The sequence below is a fragment of the Bacillus halotolerans genome (genome assembly GCF_004006435.1).
Taxonomy (GTDB): Bacteria; Bacillota; Bacilli; order Bacillales; family Bacillaceae; genus Bacillus; species Bacillus halotolerans.
In genome coordinates this window covers 3,558,173-3,584,475 of the sequence record NZ_CP029364.1, presented here as the reverse complement: position 1 = coordinate 3,584,475, position 26,303 = coordinate 3,558,173, and the positions used below count along the sequence as shown (strand labels likewise).

25 protein-coding genes and 9 pseudogenes are annotated in these 26,303 nt (G+C 35.7%); 10 read left to right on the top strand and 24 right to left on the bottom strand.

What is annotated here, in order from left to right; all coding sequences use genetic code 11:
• The first annotated feature begins 28 nt into the window (after positions 1-28).
• Both DIC78_RS18420 and DIC78_RS18415 read left to right on the top strand, forming a co-directional pair.
• Positions 29-546, top strand: a pseudogene (locus DIC78_RS18420) (ImmA/IrrE family metallo-endopeptidase).
• Positions 542-940, top strand: a pseudogene (locus DIC78_RS18415) (sigma-70 family RNA polymerase sigma factor); the annotation flags it as partial. The pseudogenes DIC78_RS18420 and DIC78_RS18415, both read left to right, overlap by 5 nt.
• A gap of 528 nt (positions 941-1,468) precedes the next feature.
• On the opposite strand, the gene DIC78_RS18410 reads toward DIC78_RS18415, so the two are convergent.
• From DIC78_RS18410 to DIC78_RS18335, 16 genes and pseudogenes are all read right to left on the bottom strand, one after another.
• Positions 1,469-2,533: an NADH:flavin oxidoreductase gene (locus DIC78_RS18410; protein ID WP_127696740.1), complete on the bottom strand. Its 1,065-nt coding sequence runs from the start codon at positions 2,531-2,533 to the stop codon at positions 1,469-1,471.
• Positions 2,534-2,755: 222 nt separating this feature from the next.
• Positions 2,756-3,073, bottom strand: a complete 318-nt coding sequence (locus DIC78_RS18400) for a thioredoxin family protein (protein ID WP_127696941.1) — start codon at positions 3,071-3,073, stop codon at positions 2,756-2,758.
• 582 nt (positions 3,074-3,655) lie between these two features.
• The gene (locus tag DIC78_RS18395) at positions 3,656-4,117 is read right to left on the bottom strand and encodes a GreA/GreB family elongation factor (RefSeq protein WP_223203937.1); all 462 of its coding nucleotides are present in this window, start codon (positions 4,115-4,117) and stop codon (positions 3,656-3,658) included.
• A gap of 387 nt (positions 4,118-4,504) precedes the next feature.
• Entirely contained in the window at positions 4,505-5,707 is a 1,203-nt protein-coding gene (locus tag DIC78_RS18390) for an MFS transporter (RefSeq protein ID WP_127696738.1), read from the bottom strand.
• Between the two features lie 149 nt (positions 5,708-5,856).
• On the bottom strand, positions 5,857-6,372 hold the full coding sequence (locus DIC78_RS18385) for an OsmC family protein (RefSeq protein ID WP_010788739.1): 516 nt from the start codon (positions 6,370-6,372) through the stop codon (positions 5,857-5,859).
• Positions 6,373-6,498: 126 nt separating this feature from the next.
• Positions 6,499-7,158, bottom strand: a complete 660-nt coding sequence (locus DIC78_RS18380) for a carboxymuconolactone decarboxylase family protein (protein WP_127696737.1) — start codon at positions 7,156-7,158, stop codon at positions 6,499-6,501.
• A gap of 100 nt (positions 7,159-7,258) precedes the next feature.
• Positions 7,259-8,194 carry a thioredoxin-disulfide reductase gene (trxB, locus tag DIC78_RS18375; protein ID WP_127696736.1) on the bottom strand — a complete coding sequence of 312 codons (936 nt, stop codon included), beginning with the start codon at positions 8,192-8,194 and terminating at the stop codon, positions 7,259-7,261.
• 43 nt (positions 8,195-8,237) lie between these two features.
• Positions 8,238-8,420, bottom strand: a pseudogene (locus DIC78_RS21915) (thioredoxin domain-containing protein); the annotation flags it as partial.
• Positions 8,421-8,615: 195 nt separating this feature from the next.
• Complete coding sequence (locus tag DIC78_RS18365; protein WP_127696735.1) at positions 8,616-9,050, bottom strand: OsmC family protein; 435 nt, start codon at positions 9,048-9,050, stop codon at positions 8,616-8,618.
• Positions 9,051-9,104: 54 nt separating this feature from the next.
• A complete protein-coding gene (locus DIC78_RS18360) occupies positions 9,105-9,440 on the bottom strand; it encodes a thioredoxin family protein (protein ID WP_127696734.1) in 336 nt (111 codons plus the stop codon).
• Between the two features lie 137 nt (positions 9,441-9,577).
• Positions 9,578-10,306 carry a DsbA family oxidoreductase gene (locus DIC78_RS18355; RefSeq protein ID WP_127696733.1) on the bottom strand — a complete coding sequence of 243 codons (729 nt, stop codon included), beginning with the start codon at positions 10,304-10,306 and terminating at the stop codon, positions 9,578-9,580.
• Positions 10,307-10,331: 25 nt separating this feature from the next.
• On the bottom strand, positions 10,332-10,697 hold the full coding sequence (gene gcvH / locus DIC78_RS18350) for a glycine cleavage system protein GcvH (RefSeq protein WP_127696732.1): 366 nt from the start codon (positions 10,695-10,697) through the stop codon (positions 10,332-10,334).
• An 84-nt stretch (positions 10,698-10,781) separates the two neighbouring features.
• Entirely contained in the window at positions 10,782-11,306 is a 525-nt protein-coding gene (locus DIC78_RS18345) for an OsmC family protein (protein ID WP_127696731.1), read from the bottom strand.
• A 95-nt stretch (positions 11,307-11,401) separates the two neighbouring features.
• Positions 11,402-11,974 (bottom strand): TetR/AcrR family transcriptional regulator, encoded by a 573-nt coding sequence (locus tag DIC78_RS18340; protein ID WP_164848146.1) that lies wholly within the window; start codon positions 11,972-11,974, stop codon positions 11,402-11,404.
• 278 nt (positions 11,975-12,252) lie between these two features.
• Positions 12,253-12,378, bottom strand: a complete 126-nt coding sequence (locus DIC78_RS22020; RefSeq protein WP_262927560.1) for a hypothetical protein — start codon at positions 12,376-12,378, stop codon at positions 12,253-12,255.
• Positions 12,368-12,997: pseudogene (locus tag DIC78_RS18335) on the bottom strand (aspartate phosphatase); the annotation flags it as partial. The pseudogene DIC78_RS18335 and the gene DIC78_RS22020, both read right to left, overlap by 11 nt.
• Here DIC78_RS18335 and DIC78_RS18330 point away from each other — a divergent pair.
• Positions 12,997-13,083 (top strand): annotated as a pseudogene (locus tag DIC78_RS18330) (transcriptional regulator); the annotation flags it as partial. The pseudogenes DIC78_RS18335 and DIC78_RS18330 sit on opposite strands and share 1 nt — an antisense overlap.
• Before the next feature lie 288 nt (positions 13,084-13,371).
• On the opposite strand, the pseudogene DIC78_RS18325 reads toward DIC78_RS18330, so the two are convergent.
• The 3 genes and pseudogenes from DIC78_RS18325 to DIC78_RS18315 all read right to left on the bottom strand — a co-directional run.
• Positions 13,372-13,735: pseudogene (locus tag DIC78_RS18325) on the bottom strand (transposase family protein); the annotation flags it as partial.
• 43 nt (positions 13,736-13,778) lie between these two features.
• A complete protein-coding gene (locus tag DIC78_RS18320; RefSeq protein ID WP_127696729.1) occupies positions 13,779-14,228 on the bottom strand; it encodes an AraC family transcriptional regulator in 450 nt (149 codons plus the stop codon).
• A 197-nt stretch (positions 14,229-14,425) separates the two neighbouring features.
• Positions 14,426-14,992 carry a cysteine dioxygenase family protein gene (locus DIC78_RS18315; RefSeq protein ID WP_127696728.1) on the bottom strand — a complete coding sequence of 189 codons (567 nt, stop codon included), beginning with the start codon at positions 14,990-14,992 and terminating at the stop codon, positions 14,426-14,428.
• Between the two features lie 371 nt (positions 14,993-15,363).
• Here DIC78_RS18315 and DIC78_RS18310 point away from each other — a divergent pair.
• A pseudogene (locus tag DIC78_RS18310) lies at positions 15,364-15,872 on the top strand (ImmA/IrrE family metallo-endopeptidase).
• Positions 15,873-15,896: 24 nt separating this feature from the next.
• Here DIC78_RS18310 and fumC read toward each other — a convergent pair.
• A complete protein-coding gene (fumC, locus tag DIC78_RS18305; protein ID WP_127696727.1) occupies positions 15,897-17,285 on the bottom strand; it encodes a class II fumarate hydratase in 1,389 nt (462 codons plus the stop codon).
• A gap of 166 nt (positions 17,286-17,451) precedes the next feature.
• On the opposite strand from fumC, the gene DIC78_RS18300 reads away from it, so the two are divergent.
• The gene (locus tag DIC78_RS18300) at positions 17,452-18,342 is read left to right on the top strand and encodes a LysR family transcriptional regulator (protein ID WP_127696726.1); all 891 of its coding nucleotides are present in this window, start codon (positions 17,452-17,454) and stop codon (positions 18,340-18,342) included.
• Between the two features lie 421 nt (positions 18,343-18,763).
• On the opposite strand, the pseudogene DIC78_RS21910 reads toward DIC78_RS18300, so the two are convergent.
• A pseudogene (locus DIC78_RS21910) lies at positions 18,764-18,969 on the bottom strand (recombinase family protein); the annotation flags it as partial.
• A 335-nt stretch (positions 18,970-19,304) separates the two neighbouring features.
• Positions 19,305-20,039 carry an NADPH-dependent F420 reductase gene (locus tag DIC78_RS18290; protein ID WP_127696725.1) on the bottom strand — a complete coding sequence of 245 codons (735 nt, stop codon included), beginning with the start codon at positions 20,037-20,039 and terminating at the stop codon, positions 19,305-19,307.
• A 225-nt stretch (positions 20,040-20,264) separates the two neighbouring features.
• On the opposite strand from DIC78_RS18290, the gene DIC78_RS18285 reads away from it, so the two are divergent.
• The 4 genes from DIC78_RS18285 to DIC78_RS18270 all read left to right on the top strand — a co-directional run bounded on the left by DIC78_RS18285 (position 20,265) and on the right by DIC78_RS18270 (position 23,694).
• On the top strand, positions 20,265-20,624 hold the full coding sequence (locus DIC78_RS18285; protein ID WP_024122237.1) for a winged helix-turn-helix transcriptional regulator: 360 nt from the start codon (positions 20,265-20,267) through the stop codon (positions 20,622-20,624).
• Positions 20,625-21,003: 379 nt separating this feature from the next.
• Entirely contained in the window at positions 21,004-21,744 is a 741-nt protein-coding gene (gene nfsA, locus DIC78_RS18280; RefSeq protein ID WP_106020149.1) for an oxygen-insensitive NADPH nitroreductase, read from the top strand.
• A gap of 568 nt (positions 21,745-22,312) precedes the next feature.
• The gene (locus DIC78_RS18275; RefSeq protein WP_024122239.1) at positions 22,313-23,155 is read left to right on the top strand and encodes a sialate O-acetylesterase; all 843 of its coding nucleotides are present in this window, start codon (positions 22,313-22,315) and stop codon (positions 23,153-23,155) included.
• Complete coding sequence (locus DIC78_RS18270) at positions 23,152-23,694, top strand: PadR family transcriptional regulator (protein ID WP_060399085.1); 543 nt, start codon at positions 23,152-23,154, stop codon at positions 23,692-23,694. The genes DIC78_RS18275 and DIC78_RS18270 overlap by 4 nt, the downstream gene beginning before the upstream one ends.
• A gap of 755 nt (positions 23,695-24,449) precedes the next feature.
• Here the strand turns inward: DIC78_RS18270 and ant(6) are convergent.
• Entirely contained in the window at positions 24,450-25,304 is an 855-nt protein-coding gene (ant(6), locus tag DIC78_RS18260) for an aminoglycoside 6-adenylyltransferase (protein ID WP_106020151.1), read from the bottom strand.
• Positions 25,305-25,552: 248 nt separating this feature from the next.
• Between ant(6) and DIC78_RS18255 the strand changes: the two are divergent.
• Positions 25,553-25,834: pseudogene (locus tag DIC78_RS18255) on the top strand (ImmA/IrrE family metallo-endopeptidase); the annotation flags it as partial.
• A gap of 29 nt (positions 25,835-25,863) precedes the next feature.
• On the opposite strand, the gene DIC78_RS18250 reads toward DIC78_RS18255, so the two are convergent.
• Entirely contained in the window at positions 25,864-26,139 is a 276-nt protein-coding gene (locus tag DIC78_RS18250) for a barstar family protein (RefSeq protein WP_106020152.1), read from the bottom strand.
• Positions 26,140-26,303: the final 164 nt, after the last annotated feature.

The following is a 26,303-nucleotide window of genomic DNA, read 5'->3' as shown; positions in this document are numbered from 1 at the left end:
ATTGTCGTCTTTAAGGAGGTTTTTTATCTTGAGGTATACAAACAGTCATTTAGAGGATTGGATTGAAAACTTATACAGAAAGATTGATATTACAGAACCTGAACAAATTAATTTTGAACGGATTGCCGAGTCATTAGATATCAGGCTTTCATTTAAACCTGTTACAAGCTTCGCACTTAAACATAGCGGAATTTATAACATATGCTTGGACAGCCGAAAAAGTCGAATTGAACAATGGTATGATTTCGCTCATGAATTTTGCCATATATATAGACATGAAGGCGATAAAAAAACAATGCCTGCAACTTGGACTGATTATTAAGAGTGACAGTCCAATTATTTTACATATCACTTTTGCATTCCAACTTTTATGTTGCGTAATATTAATCTTTTGTACATATAATCACATACAATTGAATATGTGCTTGTTTATTTAAGGTATCCTCTTCATTCGCTAAGAAACGTTTAAGCATTTATTACAGGAAACTGACTCAACATTTATTTAATCAAACACAGGAAATCTGTGCACCCCCCTTTTGTAATTAATAATGAGATCCTCATGCATTTACGCGCATTGAAAAAAACAAAAAAAGACGTGTCCCTTCATGATCCGATCGGGCAGGATAAAGAAGGGAATGAAATAAGCCTGATCGATGTCCTGAAATCAGAAAATGAAGACGTAATTGATACAATCCAGCTCAATATGGAGCTTGAAAAAGTGAAGCAATACATTGACATTTTAGATGACCGTGAAAAGGAAGTAATTGTCGGGCGGTTTGGGCTTGATTTGAAGAAGGAAAAAACGCAGCGTGAGATTGCCAAAGAACTCGGTATTTCGCGCAGCTATGTATCGCGGATTGAGAAGCGGGCGCTGATGAAGATGTTCCATGAGTTCTATCGGGCGGAGAAGGAAAAGCGGAAGAAAGCGAAGGGGAAATAATGCAGAAGAAGCCGGATCTAATATGCCTGCTTCTCTCATTCATGTACATTCTTCTTTTAAAACTCTCGAAACTAATGAAGACAGAATATACGATAGAGGTATAAAAATGCTTCCAGCTAACCGCTTGTCTCGCTCTCTCAACTCGTCAGCACTGATAAGCTCAATGATCATTTCCGTAAAGACGATGAGGATTGTAGCAGATGACTTGACTTTTAAGTCCTTTGCTTGCATCCTCTCTCATGCGATTCAAAGCCATAGTTTGAAACCATCGGATCTGTTCTAGGATGAGTAGACTGGATCAATTTTCAACAGAAGATTTTATAAACTTCATGAAAATTGCTTCCGTAGTAAACGACCATATGATAGACTCAACTCGAAAAAGTTTCCGTTAATTTCATATACCTTACAAAATCAATCACTAAAAGATAAGTAATAGTGTTATGGGATCTTTATCTGAAAGTAACTAAAAAGAACCCATTTTGAAAAAAATCAATCAAAATGGGTTCTTTATTATTTTTTTAGCTCTGTTTAATATAATGTTTCAATTGCCTCACGCGTAAACGGAATTAATTCTTCTGTTCGTCCATCTCGGATTTTGTTTACCCAGTCAGGGTCAGCCAATAATGCGCGACCCACAGCCATCAGATCAAATTCTTCACGTTCTAACCTCTCGATCAAATTGCCCATTTTGTTGGCTTTACCAGTGGCCTCTTCTCCAGTAGCGAAGAAATCCAAGAAATCAGCGCCATCAAGACCGACAGATCCAACTGTAATTGTTGGTTTTCCTGTTAACTTTTTAATCCATCCTGATAGATTCAGTTCAGATCCTTCAAATGCAGGTTCCCAAAAACGACGAATAGATGCATGAAAGATGTCAACTCCTGCATCAACTAATGGCGTTAAGAAACGTTTTAGTTCTTCTGGAGTTTCTACTAATTTTGCTGTATAGAAATCATATTTCCACTGTGAGATTCGCAACGAGATTGGAAAATCTGGTCCAATAACACGTCGGCAAGCTGCGATGACCTCACTCGCAAAGCGTGTGCGCTTAACTATGTCGCCACCATATTCATCAGTACGTGTGTTTGTTTTTTCCCAAAAGAACTGATCAATTAAAAATCCATGGGCTGCCATAATCTCAATGCCATCAAAACCAACCTTTTTAGCATTGGCTGCTGCCTGTGCAAAAGCTTCAACCAATTCCAAAATTTCTTGTTTTGAGTAATCATTAGCGTTGCCTCGTGCACCCATGTGCCACAATTGAGAGAAAATTTTCCCACCGGCCTCGTGTACCCCATCAACTACTTTTGACCAACCGTTTAGCGCCTCTTCTCCGTATAAGTGTGGTACGTCCTCCTGCCATGCTGGCACCTCGGATGCAACATCAGGATGGTTGATAAACGTACCCTCTGTCACAATAAGTCCAACACCATTTTCAGCTCTACGACGATAATACGCAGCGACATCCTCCCCTGGTACTCCATTTGGAGAAAAGTTTCGCGTCATAGGTGCCATCAAAATACGATTAGATAGTTTCAGATTTCCCATTTCAAATGGTTTAAAAAGAGCTTCAACTGACTGAAAATTATTCATAAAAACCTCCAAGTTTTATACTTTAAGACTTATTCATTATGCATTAACTCCATGATCAAGAGCAGATCCGACTTTCAAGGCAGTTGCTACCATAATTGATTCAGCAACTTCTTCTTTTGAATCTCTATGTTTTTAATTTGTTTAACATCGTCTTGACTAATAATTCTTCCCTCTAATTCCTTTTATCCGTACCTACCGTTTGGTACAATTTTATGTTAGCAATTAAGCGGACAATCTGTTAAGAAATGTTTCGATTTCTTCTTGTGTTTTCCGAGCCTTGCTAACAAACCGCCCTGCTTCTTCTCCGTTATGATAAGCGATAAAACTTGGAATACCAAATACATTCAGTTCGATGCACAAATCAATAAAGTCATCCCGGTCTACATAAATAAACTGATATTCCGAATAATTCGCTTCAATGTTCGGTAAAATTGGCTCGATCGCCCGACAGTCTGGGCACCAGTCCGCTGAAAACATAAAGACAACGCGCTCTGTATTTTTTAACTTCTCAAATTGATCAATTGATTCTAATTTTTTCATCATGATTCCCTCCATTTTTTCATATACATAATCTTTGAATTCTTTAGCACCTATAGGATGCTTGATATCATCTATATTATCCATTTGAACTTCTCGCATCCATCCTTAATCATAAGGGGATTCATTTACATATTCAGGACTATCCTCTAATACGGTGTTTACTTTTAGAATTTAAAGGATGAGATAAGGAGTAGTTTTAATGGACTCCACAACACCACAGCTATTGTTTATCGTTAATGAATTCCATTCCTCGGGGGATCTAAGAATACAATTTCATCAAATTGTTGTTTGAGCATTATATCTGTAATCCCTAAACGTACTCGATCTTCAATTGCCCATATAGGGTCCTTGGAATAATACAGTTCTGTTGGTGTAATCACTTAACCTCCTTCTATCAATAACTAAACTCCTGTACCTACCAGTCGGTACAATATTATATTAGCATGCTTTTTTAGCTTTTTGCAACCCTGTATCTTTTTATAATATTCACCATTTTCATTCACAAAGCACAATTGTTACTACCAATCATCAATTATCTACCTTATTTAAAATAGAGTACAACAGAGTAGCTTAAGAAAAAAATCACTGTATTTCAGTGATTAATAAATGCATCATTCCAGAAGGGGTCTTGACTATTACATCATCATTTAATTTGTGACCAATTAGACTTTTTCCGATTGGAGACTCATCGGATATATAGTTTTCAGATAAATGTGATTCTGCGGGACTAACAAGTTTAAGATGCATTTCATATTTTCCTGTCATTTCTTTAACAGTGACAATGGATCCGATCCCTACTTCTCGTATATTTGCATTTTTAATTATTTTTGCTTGCTTTATAATGTATTCCAAATCATTTATTTTCTTTTTAAGTGCAGCAAATTCATCTACTGAAATTTGATACTCAGGATCTTTATTAAAATCACAAAAATTTCTGCTCTCTTGAACTTTTTCACTAACTTCTTTCCATCTTTTTTTCTTTAAAAAAAGTAATTCTTTCTTCAACGCATTATAACCAGCTTTCGTAAGTAACTTCTTGTCCACCAATCATTCACCCTCCTTTACCCAAACTACTTTTCTCGGCTTTGTTGGATTTGTTACATTTTGCATAAAGAATCACCATACACTTATGCAATAATCAGTAACGTTAGGGAAATCCGGAAAATCATGTTTTTAAGATTAAGCCTGATGCTGTACTGTTAGTCCAACAGTTGGTTTGGCCTTAAGCTCCATAATTCTATGGAACTTCCGCACTTATGCAGTGGGATAATAACAAGAATGGTGTTAAAAATAAAGCTGTTTACTATTCAACTAAAGGATTGCTTTAATTAAAGAACAAAGATTAAACAGGTAAAAATGGATCCGTCAAGTTCTCTTAAAAACGAAAAACACATGCCATTACTGTGTTAAAAAACAAAATGAGTACATCGTTTAATGTTTATAATGGATAAGAGAAATCATTGCCCAAACTCCTATAACAGGACCGATCGCAAGGATGGAGAATGCCCATTTCCACCCTACGATATCTTCAAAGACCGGAATCAAATAAATAGAAAGGACCGTAATAAGAAAACCTATAGCCATTTGAAATGTCAAGGCAGTTCCTGCACATTCTGATTTTGCGAAATCTGCAACCATTGCTGAAAATTGTGCCGAATCTGCAACAACTGATATCCCCCAAATGATTGCTACGATAACGGTAATCCATATAGAAAGACCAAAGGTGAGTCCGATACATAAAGAAGATAGAGCACTAACAATCATGGCAATCATAGAAAGTCGTGCTTTTCCAATTTTATCAGCATATAATCCACCTATTATCGAACCTATAGCCCCCGAAATTCCAATTGTTAAAAATGCGAACAGTGTACTGGTCTCTTGTAAAGCTGTCCCCTCTAAGGATGCTTTAAAGCTGGCTGTTAAGAAATATGGAAGCCATGTCCACATAGCATATAACTCCCACATATGACCAAAATATCCATAGTTAGCCAACATTACAGGTCGATCTTTTAAGATATATTTGAGTGTATTCATCGATACAGTAGCTACTTCTTTTTTAGACTCCGGAGCATCCGGAAGACCCCAATGCATAATACCAGCTGCGACCAATGCTAATAAAGAGCTGACCAGCATTAATATCTTCCAGCTGACATTCGGAATAAATAAATTAAAAAGATGCGGCAATGAAGAACCTAATGTCAGAGCTGCAATTAGGATTCCAATACCAAATCCTCGTCTATCTTGAAACCAAGTAGAGAGTAGTTTCACGGCAGTAGGATAAACACCTGCCATAGTAATTCCTGTTAAAAAACGTAAACTTAATCCCACTACCATTCCAGTGCTTAAAGTAAATAAACTATTGATGACAGCTCCGAATATACAGGCAATAGCAAATATTTTTCTTGGGTTATAACGGTCTGCCAACCCTAGAAAAGCAAAACAAATGGCTCCAATAATGAACCCAACCTGTACGGATGTGGTCATCCATGACCCTTCTGTTGCACTCATTCCCCATTGATGTTTTAATTGGGGAAGAACGGCTGAAGCGCTAAACCATAAACTGAGGGCAAATAGTTCAGCCAATGCAATCAAAAATAGAGCCTTCCATCTATTAATACTGTTCACATCAGACATAATGGGGGTTTTTCCTCCTCTCGGATTTCCAATTCTACCTGCAACGTATGAGAACGTAGACATTACGCATGTAATATGATCGTATATCTACGTTTTTTTAAAAAATTAGTTATACAAAATAAATAAGATCGACCCTGTCATAACGCTTTTTACTTATTACGTTTAAAAGTTGAATTTACTTGAACATTTCTTTCTAATGAATTTTTCACAGGCGAAATTTCCATTGCTTTTGAAACTAATTCTTCAAGTTGTTTATCGTCTGCATCACTATCTATTGTGAATTGAACATCAATTTCGTTAAAACCTGGATTCCCTTCTTTTAAGCCCAAAAAGACATTTAAATCTAATTGTCCTGAAGCGTTAACTTCTAGTGAATTTACCTTAATCCCCATTAAACTAGCTGTTGCAATAAATCCAATTGATAAACAACCACCCAATCCACTTAATAAAAGTTCAACTGGATTTGGACCCTTGTTAGATCCTGATAACCAATCTGGCTCATCAATCAGAACGGGTTTGTGATCACCTACTTGCGCTTCAGCGTAAAATCCATCTTTCCATTTTACCGAAGAAGACCATCCTGCCATTCCTTCCTCAGGATTTTTCTTATAATTTTCTACTAAGTTTTCAATAACTTTTGTATCGACTCCATTAATTTTTGTCATTTTTATATCTCCTTCATTTTGTTTTTTATAGGGATTATCTCTTTCTACTCTCGTTATCTAATAAAAGTTATTATGATTTTAAGGGGGGATGACACAGCTGCCAACAGTACATAACCCTCCATAAGATTATTCATCATAAGCAACTAATGCATTAACTCCATGAGAAAGAGCAGATCCGGCTTTTAAGGCAGTTGCTACCATAATTGATTCAGCAACTTCTTCTCTCGTTGCTTTCGCTTTTTTGGCTGCTTTAGTGTGGATATCAATACAGTAAGGGCACCCTGTTGTATGCGCCACTGCTATAGCAATCAACTCTTTTTCCTTCACACTAAGTAATCCCGCCTTCATCGCTTGTTGGTCAAATGTCATAAACGCTTTAAAGGCATCTCCATTTAACTGAGAAAACTCTTTTAGTCGGTTGATATAAGGAGCTCTAAATAATTCATCATCAGCTGTTCCATCATAAGCGTTTAAAGCATTAACACCATGAGCAAGAGCAGACCCTGCTTTCAATGCTGTTGCTACCATAATTGATTCAGCCATTTCCTCCCTGGAAGCTCTATGTTTTTTAACTTGTTTAACATGAAAATCAATACAATGGGGACATCCAGTCGTATGAGCAACAGCAACTGCAATTAATTCCTTTAATTTAGCTGTTAACTTTCCTTCAGATAACGCTTTTCTGTCAAAAGCTACAAATGTTTTAAAGCTTTCAGGTGAAAGTGTACTAAATTCACCTAAACGGTTAAAATGTGATTTTTTGTATAAACTATCGTTCTGATTCATAATTTTCCCCTCTAACTTTTTTATTTCACACCTAATTGTACCTACTATTCGGTACAATTAGGTGTGATGATAAATTACCAAAATAGATCAATGTTGTTTCTTATGAATTCCCGAGGTTTTCAATATAATGTTGGGCGCTTTGAGCTGCTATTGATCCATCACCCGTTGCTGTGACAATTTGACGCAGGGTTTTATCACGGATATCTCCAGCTGCATAAATACCAGGAATCTTTGTAGCCATTGCTTCATCCGTCACTACATAACCTTCTTCATTAGTTATGTCTAAATTTTTGAATGCACCATTTAATGGAAGTGTCCCCACGTAAATAAATACACCATTTGCAGGGAATTGAGATTGTTCCCCTGTTTTTGTATCTTTTAACGTTACTGTATTCACTGTTCCATTTCCTGCATTTATACTTGTAACTTCTTTATTCCAAATGAATTCAATCTTTTCATTGCTATATGCTCTTTCTTGGAGTATTTTTTGCGCACGCAACTGATCTCGACGGTGAATAATGGTGACTTTTGAAGCGAAACGTGTAAGATACACAGCTTCTTCTACAGCTGAGTCTCCTCCACCCACAACAACAAGTTCACGTCCTTTAAAGAAGGCTCCATCACACACGGCACAATATGAAACTCCTAGACCACCAAGCTCATTCTCCCCTGGAACTCCAAGCTTTTTATGGTCTGCCCCAGTAGCGATGATAACAGATTTTGCATAAAATTCTTTCTTTGTAGTTACTACTTTTTTTAAACGGCCTTCATCTATAATTTCTTTTATATCTCCATATTCATACAAAGCACCAAACTTTTTGGCGTGCTCAAACATTTTATTAGAGAGGTCTGGACCTAAAATATGATCAAAACCAGGATAATTCTCTACATCCTGCGTATTAGCCATTTGTCCACCAGGTATTCCACGTTCAATAAGCAATGTGTTCAAATTAGCACGTGAAGTGTAAACTGCTGCTGTCATTCCCGCGGGACCTGCCCCAACTATGATGACATCATAAATTTCCATTTCCTCCAATATGATCTCCCTCCTTTAAAAGAATACATTAATGCACATTTGATTAAAGGGACTTAATTTTTGAAACTTCTTCTTTTAATTGCGCAATACCAACAATACCAGCAAAAGGTTTTTCGAATTTATTATTAGAATAGAAGCGTGTATTAGGGATACTCATTACACCAAATTCTGCAGCAAGCTCCGGATTCTCATCCACATCAACTTTAACAACTTGTACTTTATCACCAAACTCTTTGTCAAACTCCTCTAATGTCTCAGCAAAAACCCGGCATGGTCCACACCAAGATGTTTGAGAAGTTTAGTAAAACCACTTTATCTGTATTTAAGTTCTTTTCTAAATTACCATCTGTTACTTTGATTATAGTCATTTTGTTTTCCCTCCTAAGTTGTAAAAAGCTTTTTTAATAATTAATTGAATCGATTAAAGAGTAGACACTTTACCTTTGACTTCTATTTCTACGCCTGCTTTTTTGACCATGTTACCTACTATACATGCTCTATCAGCTGCTTCACTCACTCTTTCCATTGACTGTACTTCTTTTTCTGTTGCATCAGCAGATAAAACAACACGAGGATAATGGATAATATCAAAACTACTGTCAGAAGCAACCATCTCAGAATCAACCTCAATACTCACTACTGGCAGTTTTCTTGATTCAACCATCGACACTAATGTTGCTACATAACAAGCTTGTACTGATGACACAAGGATTTCTTTAGGCGATGCTCCTTCCCCATTACCTCCATACTCTGTTCCTATAGCAATGGGTGTATCAATATATTGAGATTTGATGATGCCGTTTCCTTCTACTCCTCCTTTCCAAACAGCATTCAGTTTTACATTCACATTAGACATATGAAACACTCCTCTAGTTTTTGGTTGCCATACTTTTTTAACATTGTTAAAACATCATGTTGTATATATTTTACTTACTCTTTCTAGTCTTTTTTCTAATTGTTCAAAATGAACAAAGCGTGCTTCTCTCAAATATTCAGTTCCTTCAATGAATAAAAGGAGTGCAGGAACCGTAAGAATTGAAAACCTTGAGGCTATCTCCTCTACGTTGTAAGCATTGATATACCCTAATTTGATATGTGGAAATTTATCAAGTAATTCTCTGAGTTGAGGCAAGACTGCATGGCATACTCCACAATCCGGCCTTGAAATATACAAAAAACTAAATTTATTTTGATGGATAAAGTTATCTATTGAATCTAAAGATGTTAATTCAACTGTTTCTACCATTAGTTCTCTCCCTCCTAATACTAGTCTTTAATAGGATTAAACTTAAAATTGCCATTACTAAAGAGATCAGATCAGTTTTAGAAGAGAAGTTAGAGTTTAAAAACAAACTCATCTAAGAGAAATTTTGTTGCTCCCACTTATTTTTTACTTGTAGGAATTCCGCAGCTTCCATCAGTACAAAGTGTGTCATCCTCACTATTCACTGATAGATTCTTAAGTTTCAGTAACGGATTTTCTTCTTCCCATACCTTGTTGAGTGCCTCTAAGAAAGCCTCTGCTGGTTGTGCCCCAGAAACGGCGTATTTCTGATTTATAATTAAAAAGGGAACTCCAGAGATACCATAACGCTTAGCTTCTATTTGATCTGATCTTACCTCATCTGCATAAAGAGACTTGTCATTTAGGACCTTCAGAGCCTCTTGTCTATCTAAACCAGAAGCTTCTGCTAAATCTGCAAGCGTTTCATGATCACCTACATCCTTAGAATCAGTAAAGTGTGCATAAAGCAGAGTTTCCGACATATCAGCTTCTTTTCCTTTTGTTTTTGCCCATTTTGTTAAGCGATGGGAATCAAACGTATTAGTTGGTTTCAAACCTTCTAAATTAAATGTTAATCCAACCTTTTTTGCACTTTGAGTTAAGTTTTCAAGGAACTGTTTTGTTTGTTCGGAATCCCCAAATTTATGGAGTAATTTTTCATAATAACTTTGCCCGTTATATACTGGCGCACTAGGATCTAATTCAAAGCTTTTATATTCAACTTTAACTTCATCTCTAAAAGGGAATTGTTTCAATGCTTTTTCTAAATTTTGTTTACCTATATAACAAAAGGGACATGCTACATCAGACCAAACTTCAATTTTCATATGAACACTCCTTTAATTAAATTATTTAAATTTGACTTACGTAATTATCGTATTCCTCCGCATTTAGAAGTTCTTTTATCTCCTCTGTGTTAGAAGCTTTTACTTTCAGTAACCACCCTTTATCATAAGGTGATTCATTCACAAATTCTGGACTATCTTCTAATTCTGTATTCACTTCTATAATCTGTCCGTTAATCGGAGAAAAAAGCTCCGATGTAGTTTTAACTGATTCAATACTCCCAAAGCTAGTATCTTTCACTGTTAAAGTTCCCATTTCTGGGAGTTCTAGGAACACAATTTCTCCAAGCGTTGATTGAGCATAATCAGTAATTCCTAAGGTAACAATATTGTTGTCAACCTTTACCCATAAATGTTCTTTAGAATAAAACATATCTGTTGTACTCCTTCAGTCAGTTATAAGCAAGTTACTGTACCTACTATTCGGTACAGTAACTTGCGAAAAATACTCTTATAATTATTCTTTTTTCTTATTGTGACTTAAAGATGCCTGAACATGAACATTTCTTTGGATTGTATTTTTTACAGGTGAAAGTTTCATGGCCTGTGCAACAAGTTCTTCAATCTGATGTTCATCCGCATCACTATCGACATTAAAATGCGCATTGATTTCATCAAAACCAGGATTTCCTTCCTTTAATCCTAAAAAGACATTCAAATCTAGTTGTCCTGAAACCTCTACTTCTAACGAGTTTATCTTGATTCCCTTTCCACTAGCATTTGCAATAAACCCCACTGACAGGCAAGAACCTAGTGCGCTTAATAAATATTCCACTGGGTTTGCTCCCTTATTGGAACCTGCTAACCATTTTGGCTCATCAACATGAATAGGAGCATGATCACCTACTTTTGCCTCCACATGGAAACCGTTATCCCATTTTACAGAAGATGACCAACTTCCAGTACCTTCAGCAGGATTTTTTTTGTATTGCTCCACTAAACCTTCAATAATACTCATATCAACACCATTTAATTTTGCCATTGTTTATCTCTCCTTCGTACAGGATTGTACCTACCAGTCGGTACAAAAAGAGCTTAACATAAGAAAGACAATATTGCAAGAAAAAAAACAGTTGACTATTCTAGATTAAATTGTTTTCGAATTACTTCTATAATGTCACTTAAAAAGTTGACGTTTTGTTGGTTTTTCATTAGCAAAATTCCTCCTTCAATCATAGCTACAATTGCTTGAGCATCTTTTTTTGTATCAAAGGAATCTAACAGGCCTTGTTCAACCATTTCATTTATTGTAATCTCTATAGCCCCTATCCAACATTCAAATAAATGTTGAATTTTTACACGAAACGTTTCATCATGCTCACTCATTTCAATGGCTAAGTTTCCTATCGGACAACCTGATTTATTCTTCACTTCAGTATGAAAAGTAAGTGTTCTGTCCAGCATCATATTTAACTTATTTACTGGAGTATTATCTGACTGAAGAATATCTGATATTAACTCTGTTTGCCATTCATGGACTATAGATTCCACTACTGCTAATCCTAAATCATATTTAGAAGAGAAGTAATGATAAAATTGGCCTTTTCCAATCTCTGCAGCCATAAGAATATCATTTATAGAGGTTGCTTGATATCCCTTAGAATAAATAATCTCTCTTGCAGCTGATATTATTTCATGCTTTTTAGACAAATTTCTCACACCTTAATCGCAAAGTTTAGTTTATATATTATATGATTCCATTAGGTTTTGCCAAGTAATTTATGAATGGTTCATATTTCTATTATCCAGTATAATCATCAGAACATTGCTTTCAAGTAACGAACAGTTAAGAAATAACTTAAATTATAAATGCGCAGAACAAGCAGGAAAAGTTTTAACGGCTCCCTTTTCCTTTTGACTCAATTGTCAATGTTGAACCAATCCAATACATAAAGAAAAAACCCTCAATTGAGAGGGTTTAATAATTCTTATGTTTGATTCCGGTCAGAAAGTTGATGATATGCTGCACTTTCTTCTATAGTAAAAGTTGCAACGAAACCTAAGCTTAAAGTAACTGCAGTAAGAATAATGATTACGCCTTTTTTAAAATTCATACAGGCATTCTCCCCTCTGAATTTGTTTTTGCGTTTCAAGCATTTTTTGATGATAAATATAGGATGTTTCAAACTCCTTTGATTTTGCAAAAACTTCAGCCGTATCAATTGCGATATCTTCCACATACGCATAATTCTTATTTCTTTCTAAGTAATCAATCGTTTTTTTGATTCCCGCTTGATCTACTGCATTAATATAAAGTGCTTCCAAGTACTTTTGCAGGGACACAAAAAGTTTGTCACCTTGGGATATCGCAGCCGATAAACCCTTTTTACTCATTTTTATTGCTTCACATGTTTTCCCCTGCTTTAAAAAAAATTTAGCGTATGTAAACAGGGAATGTGGTAAATTGCTCAACTTAGCACTTTCTGATACCTTGGCAGCCTCATTTAAGAAATGATCTGCTTTATCATTTATTCCTAAATCTGCGTAATTCTTTCCGAGATTGTAGTAAGCCGAGCTAAGTAGCCTTTCATTGCGATCTAATTGTTTGGACAACTCTAAGGCTTTTTCAAGGTGCGGCAAGCTTTTCTCGAAAAGTTTAAAATCAACGTAATTTCCAGATATCACGAAATGACATTGTATTTTTTGCACTTTATAAAGTTCATATTGATTATAATGGAGAAATAACTGATGAAATATTACAGGCTGCTTTGGAGATTATAACGGAGCAATTAAAAGAAAGACGGAAATCAGATAAATAAACGCAGTTTGTTTATTATTATTTATTTCTGTTTATTATGTTTAATTCTGTTTACTAATAAGATTTAGATTCTCATTCATATCCTCATTTATAAAGTGATTTTTGAATCCCTTACAAACCCTTACGTGGCAAGGGTTTTTGTTGTTTTTCTCATTTATATTTTCATTTATGTTTCTTTTACATTTTCATATATAAAAAAGAGCGTTTGTTGTGAAAAAAACTGCTAAGTATCGAATTGGAAAAAGAGGGCTTCTTGTTAAAAACCTTGCAAGGTTGTAAATGAAAAAAATACGGTTTTCTCGTCAACGCCAACGCTTTCTGCGACCTCTACAAAAGTCTTAGACATGGATTGCTCTTGGATGGATTTTAAAAGCCTTTTGGTCATCTACGTTTTTCATCAATGGATATTAAGCGTTCCCAGATTCACGACACTTGTATCGTCTGCGGTTCAATTGTAAGCCCACTCGCTTTAAACGAATGGGCAAATCAATAATTGGTTTCTTTCTTGAACTGTGTTTGTACAACTTGTCAAAACCACATTCAGGACAACGTTCAGGTGGATCGACTGCTTCAACTTTAAACATCATATCTGTGTTATTTTCTTGTGGTGATTCAATTGCAATTAGATCTGAAATACATAGTAGGCCTCTCATGTTTTTATCCTTTAAACAGAGGGTAGGAAATATCCCTGCTTCGTTACTGTATAGGAACTAATATTTCACACAAATGATTATCAATCATTTGTGAAGTATATCTTTCTATAATTGGTTGTTCTCTTATTGATAGATTATTTCTTTCTATCTCAGTAAAAATACTGCCCCAAAATTCACTGACTGCCTCTTTTATATGGTCAAGCAAGAAAACAGCGTATTTCCCACCAGAAAATTCACCAACATGAGCTGGTTTTTCCACATTAAAATCTTTATTTATAACAACGCAAACATCATAACGACATTCTTCTTTAGGAGTAATCTCTGGGTTATCTTGTGGTATGCCTAAAATTGTAGAATGATCAAATACACCATTCGATTTTGCCCACTTTTTAAAATTCTCCATTAATTCTTTGTTTTGCTTTTCACCATACTCCCCAACATTTCGGAAGTAAGCAATCCTTGATTCAGGTAATTCTTCAATAGTTATTTTCATATTTTAATCCTCCTTTCTTAGATAAGGTAATTCGATTTAAAATGTTTTTCAAGTTATTTTTTAGAATATTCTGATTATTGCAGTTTAATTAATCCATTATTCCACTTTACTATATTTTAAGCACATCTGTTAAATAAAAGTAAGCTACATAAACTTTACTCAATGATTTATACAGTCATTAGGCGTAAAGATGCGACTTACTGTCGGGAAGCTGGTACAGGAACCCAGTGACTAACCGCTACCCGTTTTTTCCCCGTATGTGTATCGTAGATATGACGCTCTATTTTTCCAATATTGCCGCCGTACACATGAATTCCTACACACGGATCATTGGAGGCACACTCCACTTTGTGAAGGTCTTGGTCAGTGGAGCAACAGACGACAACCTCCCCTTGCAGAATATAACGGTCATTACATGCTATCAGTTCCTCATGCTTATTAGAAGGCGATGCATACTGTATTTCGTGTTCCGTTCCTTGAACTACTCCAATTACGCCCCACGTTCCATGATCATGGACAGGAGTGGATTGCCCAACATCCCAAACCGCAACCGCGATAGAAAAACTCTCATCGTCAGCAATATACAACGGATACAGAGCGTATTTTGGGTTCGGTTGCCGATACTGTGAAGGGAGAATATTATCGGCCTGTAACAGATGTCTCATCCTCTCCGCAATCTTACCAGTCAAAACCTCTTCAGTCCCGCCGTCATGAACAATTCGATCCACATCCTTAATAAAAGACTCAATTTCAGGATTTTTCATTAACAAACACCACCTAAACTAAAGTTTATATACCCTACCCCTGTATTGTATATGAATTTCATGCTGAGTTTCAAGGATAAATTCCCTTCCTTATCCAATTCAAGGTAATAGATTTTATTCGAAAAAGTACTTTTGTTAAATGCGTATATAAAGATGTGCTTCTGGTCTTCAACAATTAAGATAGGAGATTGATTATTAAGATTCTGTTTAAACACTTTTCATTATCAATTATTGTCATTAATTACTTAGCAGCTCTTCAATAAACACCACACTTATCTTAGATGCATTTTCCCGTGAAAAAAGTCTTAGTTTCCCCTATAATATTTAATAAATCCAATTTTTAGATTGTCGTCTTTAAGGAGGTTTTCATCTTGAGGTATACAAACAGTCATTTAGAGGATGGATTGAAAACTTATACAGGAAGATTGATATGACAGAGCCTGAACAAATTAATTTTGAACGGATTGCCGAGGCTTTAGATATCAGGCTTTAAACCTGTTACAAGCTTCGCGCTTAAACACAGTGGAATTTATAATACATGCTTAGACAGCCGAAAAAGCCGAGTTGAACAATGGTATGATTTCGCTCATGAATTTTGCCATATATATAGACATGAAGGCGATAAAAAAACAATGCCTGCAACTTGGACTGATTATTTAGAGTGGCAGTCCAATTATTTTACATATCACTTTTGCATTCCAACTTTCATGTTGCGTAATATTAATCTTTCGTACATACAATCACATGCAATTGAAAATGGGCTTGGCTTTTTAGTTTGAACATATATTACAGGAAGCTGACCCAACATTTATTTAATCAATCAGTGACGGAAAATCTGTGCACCCCCCTTTTGAATAAGGAGAAACTAGTTACTGATTAGTAACTAGTTTTTATCTTAAAAGATTTAAATGTTTGGTTTCACCATATCTTCTGGCTTAACCATTTCATCAAATTGCTCTTCCGTTAATAATTCGAGTTGCACAGCAGCCTCTTTTAACGTTAAGCCTTCTTTATGAGCAAACTTAGCAATTTTCGCAGCTTTTTCATATCCGATATAAGGATTCAATGCTGTGACAAGCATCAAAGATCCGGAAAGATTTTCTTTAATGGTTTTCTTATTAGGTTCAATACCAACCGCGCAATGATCATGGAAAGATTTTATTCCATCACTCAGTAACTGCACGGATTGAAGGAAGTTATAGATAATAACTGGTTTAAATACATTTAGTTCAAAGTTGCCTTGACTTGAAGCAAATCCAATAGTTGCGTCATTCCCCATAATTTGAGCCGCAATCATGGTAAGGGCTTCACATTGAGTAGGGTTAACTTTACCGGGCATAATGGAGCTGCCAGGCTCATTTTCCGGGATTGAAATTTCCCCGATACCACAGCGAGGACCGCTTGCAAGCCATCTAACATCGTTCGCAATTTTCATTAAGTCAGCAGCTAATGCCTTCATTGCACCATGTACATACGTTATTTCATCATGACTGGTTAAGGCATGGAACTTATTCGGTGAACTTTTAAACTGTTGGCCTGTAAACTTCGAGATTTCCTCTGAGACAACTTTTCCAAACTGTGGATGTGCATTAATGCCTGTCCCTACTGCCGTACCCCCGATAGCAAGCTCACGCATTTTTTCAGTTGCTTCCAAAATCATTTCTTTCGAACGATCAATCATATATACCCAACCGCTAATTTCTTGTCCAAGGGTTAAAGGTGTAGCATCTTGAAGATGTGTACGACCTATTTTTACAATGTCATTGAATTTTTTTGCTTTTTCATCTAATGTGTTCCGAAGTTGATCAAGTGCAGGAACTAATTGTTCATAGATAGCTAATACACCTGCAACATGCATCGCTGTTGGGAAAGTGTCATTCGAACTTTGACTGCGGTTGACATCATCATTTGGATGTATGGTTTGTATAGAGCCTTTTTCTTTTAATAAAGCTGTTGCAAGGTTTGCTATCACTTCGTTAACATTCATATTGCTTTGTGTACCGCTTCCCGTCTGCCAAACAACGAGTGGAAAATTGTCATCATATTTGCCTTCAAGAATCTCATCACAAACTGCTGTAATAACCTTTGTTTTTTCACTATCCAAATTACCTAGACGATTATTAGCAATAGCTGTACTGCGCTTCAATATAGCAAAAGCTTTAACAATACGGATAGGCATTTTTTCAGAACCTATCTTGAAGTTCTCTTTACTACGTTGTGTTTGCGCTCCCCAAAACTTATCAGCAGGCACCTTTATTTCTCCAAAAGTATCTTTTTCAATTCGATAGTTCATTAAAATAATCCTCCTTCTGAATACACAATTAGTTTATAATTCATATAAAAATTCATATATTTTTTCGATAAATTGATCATAACACTAATAAATTATGATGTATAATGCATAATAAATATGATTTTAATTCTTTTATGTAATGATTTATAAAAAGGTGGATGTTTTAATGGAATGGGAACAATTAGAGTACTTTCAAACTCTTGCTCGTATACAGCATGTAACTAAAGCTGCTGAAACGTTATCAATAACACAGCCAGCACTTTCTCGGTCTATTGTTAGATTAGAAAATTACTTAGGGGTTCCGCTTTTTGATAGACAAGGCCGGTCCATTACATTAAATAAATATGGGGAAAGATTCCTCAAGAGGATCGATTCCATCATGAAAGAATTTACTGAAGGAAGGGAAGAAATTCAATCCCTTTTACAACCAGATCAAGGTGAAGTGTCTTTAGGCTTTTTACACACACTGGGTACAACCATCGTTCCAAATTTAATTGGAGCATTTAAAGATCAATACCCAAATGTTCATTTCCAACTAAACCAGTCTCACTCTAATCAGCTTTTAGATAAACTAAAATCAGGTGAACTAGATCTCTGCCTGCTTGCTTCTTTTCCAGTCGAATCAAATATAATGTGGAAACCCTTATGGAAGGAGGAGCTCTTTTTATTCTTGCCCAAACATCATGTGTTAGCTACTCGTCAGGAGATTACCTTAAACGACATTGCTCATGAGCCTTTTGTTTTAATGAAAGAAGGTTTTGCTCTTCGAGTAACCATAGATCATATATTTGAACAGGTTAATATTACCCCAAACATTGTATTTGAAGGCGAAGAAGCTGCTACAATCGCAGGTTTTGTTGCAGCAGGTCTGGGCGTTTCAATTCTTCCTGATTTTAAAGGCTTAGACCAAACAAATATCGCAAAGGTTCGCATTAGTTGGCCAAGGTTCGAGCGCACAGTTGGTATTTCCTGGATTGAAGGGAAGTATCTATCACCTGTCGCTGAAAACTTCAAGCAATATATCATCAATCAGTTTCCTCAAATAGATTCGATATAGTATTAAGTTACTGTTGCTGATGCCAAGTCATGATGCTCCTAGATGGATTTAATAGCTCTAAAAAAACACAAAGAAGATACCAAAATGGCTTTTTGGTATCTCTTTATTAGTTCGTTGCCCTCAATAAAGTGGAAGTATTTGCAGTTACAGAAGCTTTCAAGCATCTGAAGTTATCCAATACACACTCATTGCATCATTTTATATCTATTTTGGGCACAAAATGGGCACGGTTTTTTTCCTTCCAAGTAAAAAAGAAAGGTTCTTTCCTTCCTTTAGTCCCTAACTTGATCTCCAACTATTATGAAACCAACATTTGAATCTGTCTGTATCTACAAAGTGAGTAAATATTAAAATGCTTAATACCATTACTGTCAAATGGAATTAGACTAATCATCATCAATGATAGCTGAGTCATTGAGGATAACTTGCTTATGAGTCCTTTACTTGCGTCCTCCCTTAAGCGGTTAAAAGCTGGACGTTCAAACAACTCACCAGAATACCCTTCATCAGCATACTTCAGCACATCTTAGTCCCTGCTTTCTTTATGCAGGCTTCGATCTGGCTGTCAATGCTCGATCCCTTGATCACTTGTTCTTCGGTCGATACCCTTACATATATGGCTATCACCCTGGATCTCCTTCCTATAACGTTTTATTAAATAATGATAGCAATCGTTAATGCATTTGCCAGCTTGCGTTCCCTCGATGATTATCACCTTCATAAAATGCATCACCCCTTGGGTAATGCTATGTAACAACTGTTTGTTCTAATAATGAGGTGATTTTCAATGAGTATATAAAAGCAGTAAAAAAAACCGATAGTATTAAACCACCGGTTTTTACTACACTCATTAGGCCTTCAACATTATAAAACCATCTTGCACGTTATGAATGTTTATTTTTATTATACTCTTTACTTTCATTTTCTATAATTTTTAATTTCTTCCTTATGATAGCTTGTTTTTATGAATTGTATATTTCTCTGTTTAGATTCACAACATCCTCGTGTGAAAATTTAACATCCTTTTTCTCTGCAAATATTTCCATCACTTTGTCGCGTAGTAACGGTGCTTTTTCTTTATTCGCCTTTTTCAACGCTTTCGTAAGTTCATCTTTTGTTAGCTCTGTGCAGTAAGCAGGAGTTCCTGGTTGCTGTCTCCAAGAATCACTTAAAGAACCACTGTCTATTGCATCGAAGCCTAACTCGGATACTACGTCTATGACTACTTGTTTTTGTGATGTGTCATCACCAGAAACTGCTATCGCGATTCGTTCACTAGAATCTACGGTTGTTCCTTCATTTTCTAAAGTATAGGCTAATAAATTGTTGAATGCTTTAATGACAGGTCTGCCTAATTGATTTGATACCCAAACACTTTCAACCATCCCGTTCTCGATTTCTTCAATTTTGTCGTCTCTAAAAGGATAATAATTTGAAGTATCTACAATGATTACATCCTCTCCGACTTGATCGATCATATTTCGAATGCTTGACATTGCTTTTGTAGGAAGAGATATGATCAGAACATCAATGTTTTTAATTGCATCCTTTACGCGCACAGGGGTTCCAGCAAGCTTTTTTCCTTCTAAATATTCAATTGCCCTTGCATCTGCAATTTTGACATCATGCCCATTCTCAACTAATTTTTTAGAAATAATTGACCCAATTGTTCCTGCACCTATAATTCCGAATTTCACTATTTTCCCTCCTAAAGGATTTGTATATAAAAAGAATAATTCTGCTTAAAGTTACACAATTATTTGTTTACCAAATCGCAACATATAATCATTAGATATGAAAAACGAATTGAATAATTCTTTTACATATACTAGAATAAAATCATTTCTCATCTATTTAAAGAGGGCAATATAAATTGCCGTAGTACATTTTTTTGTACTTAACAGCAGAAAGCAGGTGAAAAGGTGTCTAAAATATGTAAGGATGGATTTGACAAAGAGTATATAAAGGAACAGAGAGAAGTATATGGAATTGCATATGCCCAAAATATGCTTTCGGGACGCTGGAAATATATTATTCTCTGGTTTTTAAAAACAAAAAAACGTCGTTATAGCGAAATTAAAGCTTTTTTATGGGACATTTCACAAGGTTCTCTTACAAAGCAGCTGAGAGAATTAGAAACAGATGGATTAATTAAGAGAGAGGTGTTTCCTGAGGTTCCTCCTCGTGTAGAGTATTCACTAACCTCAAAAGGGAAAGAATTCATTCCTATAATTGATTTGATGGAAGAGTTCGGAAAGAAGTTTGGGGAGCAGATAGAGTAATTTTACGATAAGAGTTTATGAAGAAATGTATTAAAGTAACGGGGCAAGAGTTAAAAGATCAGAAGCTGTCGAATGTGACAGCTTTTTTTTACTAACTAAGCAGGTTGACACAAGCTTCCTTTTTCGGGACATTTGCCGGATCTTTTGTTTATTCCATTTAAATTCTTTTTCAAATTCGTTTTAACAAAATCTAGCCACCTTTTTATCCAGTTTTTGGTACTAAGTACAAAAAAATGCACTACGGCAATTTAAATTGCCCTCTTCATAAATTAGAGTGCTGATTTTATCATATTGTATACAAGTTACACTTTTTTCAAAAGTAACTCTAGCCCAACTTAATCAGCTTGAATCTAATATGTAAGAAAGGAAGAGTGTCAATATGAACAATACAATTGAATTACTTTGTAATCATACTTCCATTCGGTCTTTTACAGATCAACCTCTCACAAAGGAGCAACGAGAAGCAATCTTTAAGGCAGCTAATCAGACTTCATCTTTCAGCCTTCTTCAGGCCGTTTCTATCATTAGAATTACAGATCCAGATCTTCGAAAAAAAGTAATGGAGCTTTCTGCGAACCAGCCTTATATTGAAGAGGCAGCAGAGTTTTGGATTTTTTGTGCAGATTTTAACCGAAATCATCAAATCGCTCCCGATGTAGATCTTGAGTATATTGAATACCTTTTAATAGGTACATTTGATGCTGGGCTAATGGCTCAAAATGCTTTGACTGCAGCCGAATCAATGGGACTCGGTGGCGTATATATCGGTGGAATTAGACTACATATTACAGAATTAACTGAGATATTACATTTACCAAAACATGTGGTTCCTTTAGTAGGGCTATGCATAGGCCACCCTGCTGAAGAGAAACCTGGATTAAAACCACGTTTGCCTCAATCGATGGTCATGTTTGATAATCAGTATCAATCGCTAGATGATGAAAAATTAGCAACCTATGATCAACAGATGCGTGAGTATTACCAGAATCGTCCTGTTAAAGCGCCTTTCACAGTGAAAAAAGTAAAGGGATGGAAAGATCATATTGAGGACCATCTCGAAAGAAGCAAACTCCCCTTCATGCTTGAGTATTTAAATAAACAGGGATTTGCTAAAAAATAAATTTTCCCAAGAGAAATTTTCGGTATTCTATCCAAATAAAAGAGGAAGAGTTTTGACGCTCTTCCTCTTTATGCTTAAAAATTTTTTATTGATATTTAACCCTTTCAACATAGCCCTCCCTTTTTAACAATCCATTTCATTTAGGATAAACCCCCATCATTGAACGTATTTCCTATGAAAAATGATTTTGAACCTCATAGGAACCCTTACATGACAGGGTTTTTGTTGTTTTTTTCGTTGTTTATCAAGACCTAAATCAAAAAAAGCCATAAAAAATAAGGAGTGATACATATTATACATGACTAATATGTATCACTCCTTTAGTTCTTGTTCAATAATCGCGCCCGATTGTGGAAGATCGTTATTGAAACTAAAACCCCCGATAGTTGGATAAGAAAAAGTAAAAGAACTTGCTATTTCTCAAATACATCCACCAAATTTTCAATGTTAGTTTGTTTTTCATACATACTAATAAAAAAATAAAACCTTGTTATAACTTTACAAGACAAACTGAATTGACTATAGTCTAATTAGACTAAAATATTGATGTAAAGAAGTGAAAAATGAGATGATAAAGTCTTTTTTAATGTTGGGGCAGTCGAATATGGCGGGCCGTGGATTTTTGAATGAAGTAGACCCTATCTATAATGAAAAAATAAAAATGCTGCGCAATGGACAGTGGCAGATGATGACAGAGCCGATTAATTATGACCGTCCGGTTTCCGGCGTTGGCCTAGCGGCATCTTTTGCAGATGCATGGTCGAAAGCTCATCCCGATGAAGAAATTGGCTTGATCCCTTGTGCGGAAGGTGGCAGTTCATTGAATGACTGGCATCCGGAAGGCATCCTTTTTCAGCATGCTTTGTCCGAAGCCCGCTTCGCCCTCCGGTCCAGTCAAATTTGTGGAATCCTTTGGCACCAAGGTGAGAGTGATAGTTATCGTTCGCTACATGAAACTTATTACGAGAAATTAACTCTTATCATCGAGACGCTAAGAAACGAGTTGGAAATTGATGAGGTACCGTTGATTATTGGAGGGCTTGGTGACTTTCTTGGGAAGACCGGTTTTGGACAGCACGCGACTGAATTTCGACAGGTTAATGAACAATTGCTTCGTTTTGCCAACGAACAACAGAATTGTTATTTTGTTACTGCAGCAGGTTTGACTGCGAATCCTGATGGCATTCATTTAGACGCAGCTTCACAACGCAAATTCGGTTACCGCTATTTCGAGGCTTTTTCGAAAAAGTACCATATCTTGAAACCCATTTCGGGAGAGGAGCAATCACTGAAAGTGAATGGTGACTATTCTAAAACAGAACAGATTTACCTTCATAGTATGGATTTGGCTTCGGGTAAAATTACGTACGCGGAATTTGAGGCGCAGATGGCGAAGGTGATGAAACCATGATTCCCTTACTTATCCTTGGCTTGCTAATCCAAAACCCCGGAGCTCACGGCTATGAACTTCTGGCCTTAATGGAAAAACGTCATTACAAATACATTGTTAACTTCACGAAAGGTTCATTTTATTACAATCTGCAGCAACTTGAAGAAAAGTGCTTAATTGAACAGATTCAGCAGAAACCCTCAACCAGCGGGCGTGAAATCCGTAACTACAAAGTCACAGATTCGGGAAGGGCAGAATTCGAAAAATTAATGATCAAATACGGCACCAAATCGGAATATGTGAACCTGCAATTTTATGGGGCGTTACTCTTTGCCGATGAATTCGACAAAAATAAATTACTGGATCTGATCCAATCACAAATCGATCAGACTAAAACTCGAATCGAGCTCCTTGATGAATACCTGTCCATCACTCAAGAAATTCCCGGCACAATCGATTACTTTCGCCGTATGAACGAAAATTCCCGTTCACATCACTTGGTTAATTTAGAGTGGTTTGAAAAATTGAAAACAGAAATAGAATCAACTATTGCAGAATAAAAAAATGCAAAGTTAAATATAAGAATATTAGTTACCTAAATATAAAACCTGTGTCGTAGATATCTAGTAACATCTTTGATACAGGTTTTATACTCCTTCTTTAATTAAGCCAGCTAATAGAGTTGTCAACACTTGCCCCCCAACAAGAGCAAATGAATCTGCTGCGTGTCCTTCTTTTTCAATCCTTCGTATGAATAACCACTATTTACACCGTTGTCTTTCTCATTTATATTTTCATTTATGTTGCTTTTATATTCTAATATATAAAAATGAAGTTGCTTATTACATAAGGAGCGTTTATTGTGAAGAGAACCATTGAGTTTTTTTTAAGTTTGATAGGGAGCCTATTGGGTGTTGTAGCATCTATTCTAGCTTTAGGTATCGCCTACCTTGATTTATTTTTTCATTTGATCAGATACTTTGAAATGACGAGCGACCTCCTTGTTGGTGCATGGGTATCTTTGATCTTTTCATGCGTTGGGTTACCGCTTCAATTGTTGTCTTATTCAAACCAAAGTTGAGCAGTGTTTTACTTTTTATCTCAGGAGTTGGAGGACTTATATGTATTGATTGGTTTTACTTAATACCAGCTATACTTATGATCATCCCTGGAATCATGGTATTTGTAAGGAAAGGAAAAATGAAGACTGAAACAATTTAGAGAAGAGTATTATGATAGACTCTTCTTTTTTCATTAGTTTAATTTCTTCTTTGTACACAAGAAAACCTCCCGCTAAGGAGGCGGGTTTATGCATTCATTTTAATGAGTTATAAATACTTTCCGTATACTTTGTGATGACTTTATCATAATCTGGATACTTATATCTAAGACTTTCTGATACAACTTTTGAATATTTCCTAAATAATTCATAGCAAGTAAATAACGACTTCCACATTTCTTGATACCCATTCATAGAATATGTAGACATTAGCTCTTCCCATTCTTTATTTGAAAGGTAACGTTTAATAAATTTATAGTTCTTCCCCATACTGAATGAATACCCTTGCTGGGATGCAATATGCCACGCCATCATTCTCAATAAATTAGGACGTACATTCTCATTTAAATGGTCAATTGCAAAAAGTATTTCTTTTCTTGCTAATCCTTTTACTACGTATGTCGAAACCATCCAGAACTCATTACAGCAATCATCAAATTCCCTTGCAGAAGGCTCTTTAATCCAATATTGACGATCATTTGGGATTACTTTATTTTTGATGAAATTATCCTTATCAAGCAGGACCTCAACCAAACCATCGTTCTTAGCAAAATAATCTTCTACTTCACTGATTGGAATAAGGGTTAGATCTAATTTGTTACCATCCTCAAAAAGAATGATGTATGAAAACCAGTTACCTAATTCAGGAGGAAAAAGCTCCATATCTTCGGGTTTTTGCATCATAATGCGAGTACCAAAGAATTCAAGCCACCGATCATTATCTTTAAAAGATTCCATATCAGTTACAAAATAAGAAATGTCATAGTCTCGGAAGTTGTCGGGGAGAATATTTCTGTTTGTACGTGATCCTTCCAAAGTAACCAATCGGATTCTTTCATCATTCAAAGCAAAGTCTAAAAAAATGTCCATCATAACCTGTTCACTCCGCATTGCATGTATTCCTCCGTTTCAACTTTTTCTTTTTGCAGCCTAAATACCTCTAACTCTAAACCGAATATGGCTCTAATTATGAAACAAACACTTTTCATTATCGATTATTGTCATTAATTACTTAGCAGCTCTTCAAGAAACACCACCCTTATCTTAGATGCATTTTCCCGTGAAAAAAGTCTTAGTTTTCCCTATAATATTTCACGAATCCAATTTTTATATTGTCGTCTTTAAGGAGGTTTTTCATCTTGAGGTATACAAACAGTCATTTAGAGGATTGGATTGAAAACTTATACAGGAAGATTGATATTAAAGAACCAGAACAAATTAATTTTGAACGGATTGCCAAGGCTTTAGATATCAGGCTTTCGTTTAAACCTGTAACAAGCTTCGCACTTAAACACAGCGGAATTTATAATATATGCTTGGACAGCCGAAAAAGCCGAACTGAACAATGGTATGATTTCGCTCATGAATTTTGCCATATATATAGACATGAAGGCGATAAAAAAACAATGCCTGTAACTTTTTTCAAATTCACAAAACCAAAAAAGAAAGTCTACTCTATTATTATTTTAAACTCATCCTCTAATTCCTCTTGAGCCTCTTGTAAAACTTCTAATGCATCATCAGCGTATGAACCTAAAAACTTTTTACTACACTCAAAATTTCTCCAGATTAAAGTTAACGGCAACTCTATCCACCCTGTAAGGCAATCCCATAAAGCGTCTAAATTTCCCCCATAGTAGTCTGGGAAGTCTAATTTATCTTTTAATGCATTATGTAACCCTTCTTTATTTTGAAAATCTTTTCCATATACAACTATTTTTTTCATTAAAAACTATGTCCTCCATTATTTAACTTAACAAACGTTTTATAATAAATCTGTTGTTTTATACCCTCATTCGAATAAAGTAATCTGTCATTCCCTCTGTAACCTGTGATATAGTTTATATCAGCTTCGCACCACACTCTATTTTTAGCTTCAGAAAGATTTTT

Bases quoted from the DNA above. Each gene is read 5' to 3' on its own strand.
- DIC78_RS18270 (WP_060399085.1), top strand. From the start codon at position 23,152: ATGATTCCCTTACTTATCCTTGGCTTGCTAATCCAAAACCCCGGAGCT.
- DIC78_RS18345 (WP_127696731.1), bottom strand. From the start codon at position 11,306: ATGGCAAAATTAAATGGTGTTGATATGAGTATTATTGAAGGTTTAGTG.
- nfsA (WP_106020149.1), top strand. From the start codon at position 21,004: ATGAACAATACAATTGAATTACTTTGTAATCATACTTCCATTCGGTCT.
- DIC78_RS18380 (WP_127696737.1), bottom strand. From the start codon at position 7,158: ATGAATCAGAACGATAGTTTATACAAAAAATCACATTTTAACCGTTTA.
- DIC78_RS18300 (WP_127696726.1), top strand. From the start codon at position 17,452: ATGGAATGGGAACAATTAGAGTACTTTCAAACTCTTGCTCGTATACAG.
- DIC78_RS18410 (WP_127696740.1), bottom strand. From the start codon at position 2,533: ATGAATAATTTTCAGTCAGTTGAAGCTCTTTTTAAACCATTTGAAATG.
- DIC78_RS18275 (WP_024122239.1), top strand. From the start codon at position 22,313: ATGATAAAGTCTTTTTTAATGTTGGGGCAGTCGAATATGGCGGGCCGT.
- gcvH (WP_127696732.1), bottom strand. From the start codon at position 10,697: ATGTTTTATTCTAAAGAACATTTATGGGTAAAGGTTGACAACAATATT.
- DIC78_RS18315 (WP_127696728.1), bottom strand. From the start codon at position 14,992: ATGAAAAATCCTGAAATTGAGTCTTTTATTAAGGATGTGGATCGAATT.
- DIC78_RS18390 (WP_127696738.1), bottom strand. From the start codon at position 5,707: ATGTCTGATGTGAACAGTATTAATAGATGGAAGGCTCTATTTTTGATT.
- DIC78_RS18320 (WP_127696729.1), bottom strand. From the start codon at position 14,228: ATGAAAATAACTATTGAAGAATTACCTGAATCAAGGATTGCTTACTTC.
- DIC78_RS18365 (WP_127696735.1), bottom strand. From the start codon at position 9,050: ATGTCTAATGTGAATGTAAAACTGAATGCTGTTTGGAAAGGAGGAGTA.
- DIC78_RS18360 (WP_127696734.1), bottom strand. From the start codon at position 9,440: ATGGTAGAAACAGTTGAATTAACATCTTTAGATTCAATAGATAACTTT.
- DIC78_RS18385 (WP_010788739.1), bottom strand. From the start codon at position 6,372: ATGACAAAAATTAATGGAGTCGATACAAAAGTTATTGAAAACTTAGTA.
- fumC (WP_127696727.1), bottom strand. From the start codon at position 17,285: ATGAACTATCGAATTGAAAAAGATACTTTTGGAGAAATAAAGGTGCCT.
- DIC78_RS18400 (WP_127696941.1), bottom strand. From the start codon at position 3,073: ATGAAAAAATTAGAATCAATTGATCAATTTGAGAAGTTAAAAAATACA.
- DIC78_RS18355 (WP_127696733.1), bottom strand. From the start codon at position 10,306: ATGAAAATTGAAGTTTGGTCTGATGTAGCATGTCCCTTTTGTTATATA.
- DIC78_RS18250 (WP_106020152.1), bottom strand. From the start codon at position 26,139: ATGAAAAAAATAGTTGTATATGGAAAAGATTTTCAAAATAAAGAAGGG.
- DIC78_RS22020 (WP_262927560.1), bottom strand. From the start codon at position 12,378: ATGAATTTTAAAAAAGGCGTAATCATTATTCTTACTGCAGTTACTTTA.